At 69.3% G+C, this 4,791-nt stretch carries 4 protein-coding genes and 1 pseudogene; all 5 read left to right on the top strand.

Annotation, left to right across the window (positions count from 1 at the left end; all coding sequences use genetic code 11):
• Positions 1-2,201 (top strand): BGTF surface domain-containing protein (locus tag OQF71_RS13855; protein ID WP_280588389.1); only part of this gene is annotated, 2,201 nt, incomplete at its 5' end.
• 162 nt (positions 2,202-2,363) lie between these two features.
• A complete protein-coding gene (gene cheY, locus OQF71_RS13850; protein ID WP_280588387.1) occupies positions 2,364-2,720 on the top strand; it encodes a chemotaxis protein CheY in 357 nt (118 codons plus the stop codon).
• Positions 2,720-3,925 carry a chemotaxis protein CheC gene (locus tag OQF71_RS13845; protein WP_280588386.1) on the top strand — a complete coding sequence of 402 codons (1,206 nt, stop codon included), beginning with the start codon at positions 2,720-2,722 and terminating at the stop codon, positions 3,923-3,925. The genes cheY and OQF71_RS13845 overlap by 1 nt, the downstream gene beginning before the upstream one ends.
• Positions 3,922-4,461, top strand: coding sequence for a chemotaxis protein CheD (locus OQF71_RS13840; protein ID WP_280588385.1), 540 nt, complete (start codon positions 3,922-3,924; stop codon positions 4,459-4,461). Before OQF71_RS13845 ends, OQF71_RS13840 begins: the two co-directional genes overlap by 4 nt.
• A gap of 125 nt (positions 4,462-4,586) precedes the next feature.
• A pseudogene (locus OQF71_RS13835) lies at positions 4,587-4,791 on the top strand (flagella accessory C family protein); the annotation flags it as partial.

Raw genomic sequence — 4,791 nt, 5'->3', positions numbered from 1 at the left:
CCGCGGCCTCGGGACCCGCCGCGGCAACCCTCGCGGGTGGGGCGGCGGCGCCGGCCGACTCGACGGCGTCGACCGGCGGCGGTGACGGCGTCTCTCTCGCGATCGCGGCCGACGAGGCGGCGGAATTCGGCGACGCGGCGCCCCGAGAGATCGACGGCGCGTTCAGCCGACCGACGTACACCGGGACCGCGGGTGAGCCCGTGGAGATCAGGCACGTCGTCGGCGCCTCCGGGGACGACAGCGCGTACCTGTTGGTCGGCGGCAATCGCCTCACCGATTCCGGCGGAACCGTCGGGTTCGTCGACGTTCTCAAGGTGACCGGCTCGTCGACGACGATCAACACGCGGCTCATCGGGACGAACGAGAGCAACGTCGACAGCTGTGGCACCTCCGGCGTGGACTGCGACCTCGAGTTCAGAAACGAGGACGGCGACGTGATCGCCGAGAGCCTCGCCAACCTCTCTAAGGCCGGGGCAACGGGTGCGGGCGGCCTCGCGCGACCGTTGGTTCCGGAGCGATACCGGCTCGCGATCACCAACGGCACGTTCGTCGTCCGCAGTTCCGGCGCGGTGGATCCCGTCAAAGTGGCCGCGGAGTCCGACCTCGTGTTGCGACAGCCGACGTTCCACGACGAGGTCGAGGTCTTCACGACCGCGGACGCCGACGTGATCGCCGACGGCGAGGGAGAGGGGACCGAATCAATGGGCGCCCTCAGGGAGAACGGCCTCGACCGCACGGCGGTGACGAAGGGCGACCGCGTCGTGCTCGGCTTCGAGTCGACCGGGATATGGGGCGCGATGTCGCACTTCGCCGAGAACCGGACGGGCGAGCCGATCGAGGCCGGGACGACGATCGATCACCGCGTCATCGCCGACCTCCTCGAAGCCGAAGAGGGCGTCTCGCTACGGGTCCGACAGACGAACCCGGGTCGGAACGAACGCCGGACGGAGCTCGGCCTCGCAAACGCCGACCCGGACGACGTGACCCTCTTTCTCGCGGAGGGCGAGGAGCTCGAACGCGGGGACAGCGACCGGGCTCCCGGCCGCTTTTATCTCGCGATAGACACGAGCGACGGCGGCCCCTTCACCCAAGACATCGAGCCGGGCGACGAGTTCTCTGTCGAATTCGCTCTGGAGGGGACCGAGGGGGAGCAGTACGCGTTCAGCGAGAGCCGAGAGCCGCCGGCGGCGTTCGACGCGGCGTCGGCAACTGACGAGCGAGTATCGGAGCAGTACCCCTACCACGGGACCGCCGATGGGCGTGTCAACGCCGAGGCGTCGTTCAGCGTTCGAGAGCGGTACCTCCGGTACGACAACGTCACCGACGATCGCACTATCCTCGTCGAGACCGACGACGGGACCATCACCGGGACGACCTCGATCCTGCCCGCGGCGGAGCTGTCGGCGACGATCGTCCGAGACGCCAACGAGACCCCCTCCCGGACCGAGTCCGAACTGACGATGTCGGACGGGAACTTCTCCTTAGACAGCGGACTATCCGGCGTGGCTCCCGGTACGAGGGCGAGCTACCGCCTCTACCGGGGACAGTCGTTGCGGGACAGCCGACCGATCCTCGTCGTCGCAAACGCGACGGCCCCCGATCGGCTGCGGTTGGCGAGCGAGACGACGACGAACCTCACGGTGACCCGCGGCGAGTCGCTGGCGGACCTCTCCGCGACGGTGCGGAACATCGGGCAGCTACGGAACCGGGAGCGCCTGACGCTCGACGTCGACGACGGAGCGATCGTCGAGGAACGGCACGTCACGGTCGCGCCACAGACATCGAAAAACGAGACGTTCGGGGGGCTCAACGCCGACCTGGAGCCGGGCGAATACCCGTACACGCTCGCGATCGACGGGGACAGGGTGAACGGAACGCTGATCGTGGAGGCGGATCCCGCGGTGACGCGCGTCAACGAGAGCGACGCGGACGACTCGGAGTCGACCGACGGGGCGGAAGGAAGCGACGCAGGCACCGACGGTGACGGTGACGAATCGGACGACGCCGACGGCGACGCGTCGAACCGGGACGATCCGGCCGGTGAGAGTCCGAGCGAGGAGCCGCCGGAAGGGGACAGCGGCGATGGGGAATCCCCCGACGAGGGGCCCGCGACGCTCTTCCCGTTCGGGATCGGGACGCGCGAGACGTTCGGCGGGACGGTCCTCGTCGGCGCGACGTACATCCTCGGCCACTGGGTCTGAGAGCGATCGCGTTACCGAGTCTGTGGGCGACCCCGATTCCGGCGGCGGCGAGAGCGCGGTCTCGCTCGGCCGTGCACGGTCGACTGCCGGCGGCGTTGGTTCTCATCGCTGAGAACCGCGGGGGAGTCGTTAAGTGACCGCTGGCCCGCCTTCGAGACAACCATGGCAACGCGCGTGCTTATCGCGGACGACTCGGAGTTCATGCGGAACCTCCTTCGGGAGATCCTTGAGGGGGAGTTCGAGATCGTCGGCGAGGCCGAAAACGGCGTGGAAGCAGTTAACATGTACGAGGAACACGGCCCGGACCTCGTGATGATGGACATCGTGATGCCGATTCGCGACGGGATCGAAGCGACGACGGAGATCCTCGACGACAACCCGGGGGCGACGGTGATCATGTGTACCAGCGTCGGTCAGGAGGAGAAGATGAAGGCCGCCATCAAGGCCGGCGCCGAGGGGTACATCACGAAGCCGTTCCAGAAGCCGAACGTGCTCGACGCCATCGGATCGGCGGTATAATGCGGGTCGATGTCCGGGCCCTCGGCGCGTGCAATCGGCTGGCGGAGCGCGGGGCGGAGCAGGCCGCCGGCGCGCTCGCCGACCTGACGGGGACCGACCTCGCGGTGGAGGTCACGGGCGCGAGCGTCGCCAGCGGCGAGGACCTCGCCGAGGCGTTCGCGGGTCGCGAGTCGATCGGCGTGAGCGTCGGGCTCCGCGGCGGACTGGACGGCGAGGCGGTGCTGGCGTTCGACGCCGCCAACGTCGACGCCCTGCTCTCGCTGCTCCCCGGCGGCGCGTCGATGGAGCGCAGCGCGGTGACCGAGGTCGGCAACATCGCGCTCGGCGGCTTCCTCGACGGCTGGGCGAACTACCTCGGGAAGGCGATCGACATGACGCCGCCGCGCTACTTCGAGGCCGACGGCGCCGCCGTCCTCCCGGACGGGGCGCTCGCCGGCGACGGCGTGTTCCTCTTCGAGAGCCGGCTGGACGCGACGACGACCGACCTCGACTTCTCGATCTACATGCTTCCCGACTCCGGCCCCTTCCGCGATCTCATCGTCGGGAAGACGGCGCCGGCCGCGACGGCGGGCGCCGAGGCGACGGGAGACAGGACCGCCGGCGAGACGGGCAGCACCGCGGTCCCGTACGAGTCGCTGTCGACGTTCTCGTCGCTGGCAAAGCGCGGCTCGTCGAACGCCGCCGACAACATCTCGATGATGACCGGACTCGACACCACCGTCGACGTGAGTCGGCTGCGCTTCGTCCCGCTCGCGGATGTCCCTGCTGAGGTCGGCGTCGAGCCCCACGCCGGAACCGTCTTCGAGCTTCAGGGGGAGCCGAGCGGCTACCTCGCGATCCTCTTCGAGGAGGATTCGGCGGCGGCGATCGCGGAGTCGATGCTCCCGAGCGAGCCGGACGAGCCGCTCGGGGGGATGGCGGAAAACGCGCTCTGCGAGCTCGGTAACGTGATGACGAGCGGCTTCATCGACGGCTGGGCGAACGTGCTCGGCACCTCGATCACCCACTCGCCGCCGGAGTTCGTCCACGATATCGGCTCGGCGGCCATCAGCCCGCTGGTGGCCAAGCTGAGCCGACGGCAGGACTACGGGTTCGTCATCGACGCCGCGATCCAGACGGAGGGCGTGCAGGCGCGGTGTGACGTGTACGCGCTCCCGGACGAGCGCGAACTAGCGCGGGCCCTCGATCGCCTCTCCGAGACGTGAGCCATCCTTCGTCGTCCCGCGGCCGCAGGTCGCGAAACCGCGGCGGTGCTACCGGAGACGTTCCCGCCGAGCGGCGAATCAAGGTCGGCGTCGGCGAACTGGCCGTCGCGACCGGCGGCGAGACGCTGACGACGAGCGGGCTCGGATCCTGCGTCGCCGTCGCGCTCGTCGACCAACAGGCGGGCGCTCGCGGACTCCTTCACGCGATGTTACCGACGGTCGACGAGGCACGGACTAGCGCCGCCCGCCGGGGAAAATACGTCGACGCCGGCATCGACACGCTCGTCGACGAACTCGTCGACGCCGGCGCCGTGCCCGGGCGGCTGGAGGCGCGCGTCGCCGGCGGCGCCGAGATGCTCGATCTCACCGACGCGGTGGGGCCGCGGAACGTCAAGCGGGCCGAGCGGCACCTCTCGTCCGCCGGCGTTCCGATCGTCGCCGCCGACGTCGGCGAGAACGTCGGACGGACGGTCCGGTTCAGGGCGGACGGGGGGCTCGTCGTCCGAGCGGCCGACGGGTTCGAGCGGACCATCTGAGCGGGAACTCGTCCGCCAAGCAGCGAGAGCGGGCGTCTCGCTCGTCTCCGCAGGAGTGAGGCGTCTTCTCACTGTTGATATTTTGAGGGGTGAATTGAAGTGTGTTCTGCGGGTGGTACTCGGTAATGGGCCTCGAACTACCGGTGTGGGGAGCTCCAACGGCCACCTGGATAGTCGCCACGCTGGGGCTCGTCGGTGCGAGCGTCCTCGACCGCTTCCTCGACGACGGCGGCTCCGACGACGACGACTCCGGAGGCATGGGCGGCGACGATGTTTTTTTTGTTGGTGGATGTTTGGGTGGTGTGGGGGGTGGGGGTGGGGGAGGCAACA

Origin of the sequence: Halorubrum sp. Boch-26, assembly GCF_029889805.1 — an archaeon.
GTDB lineage: Archaea > Halobacteriota > Halobacteria > Halobacteriales > Haloferacaceae > Halorubrum.
The sequence above is the reverse complement of the archived record's forward strand: the minus strand, read 5'-3'. Positions and strand labels throughout refer to the sequence as shown.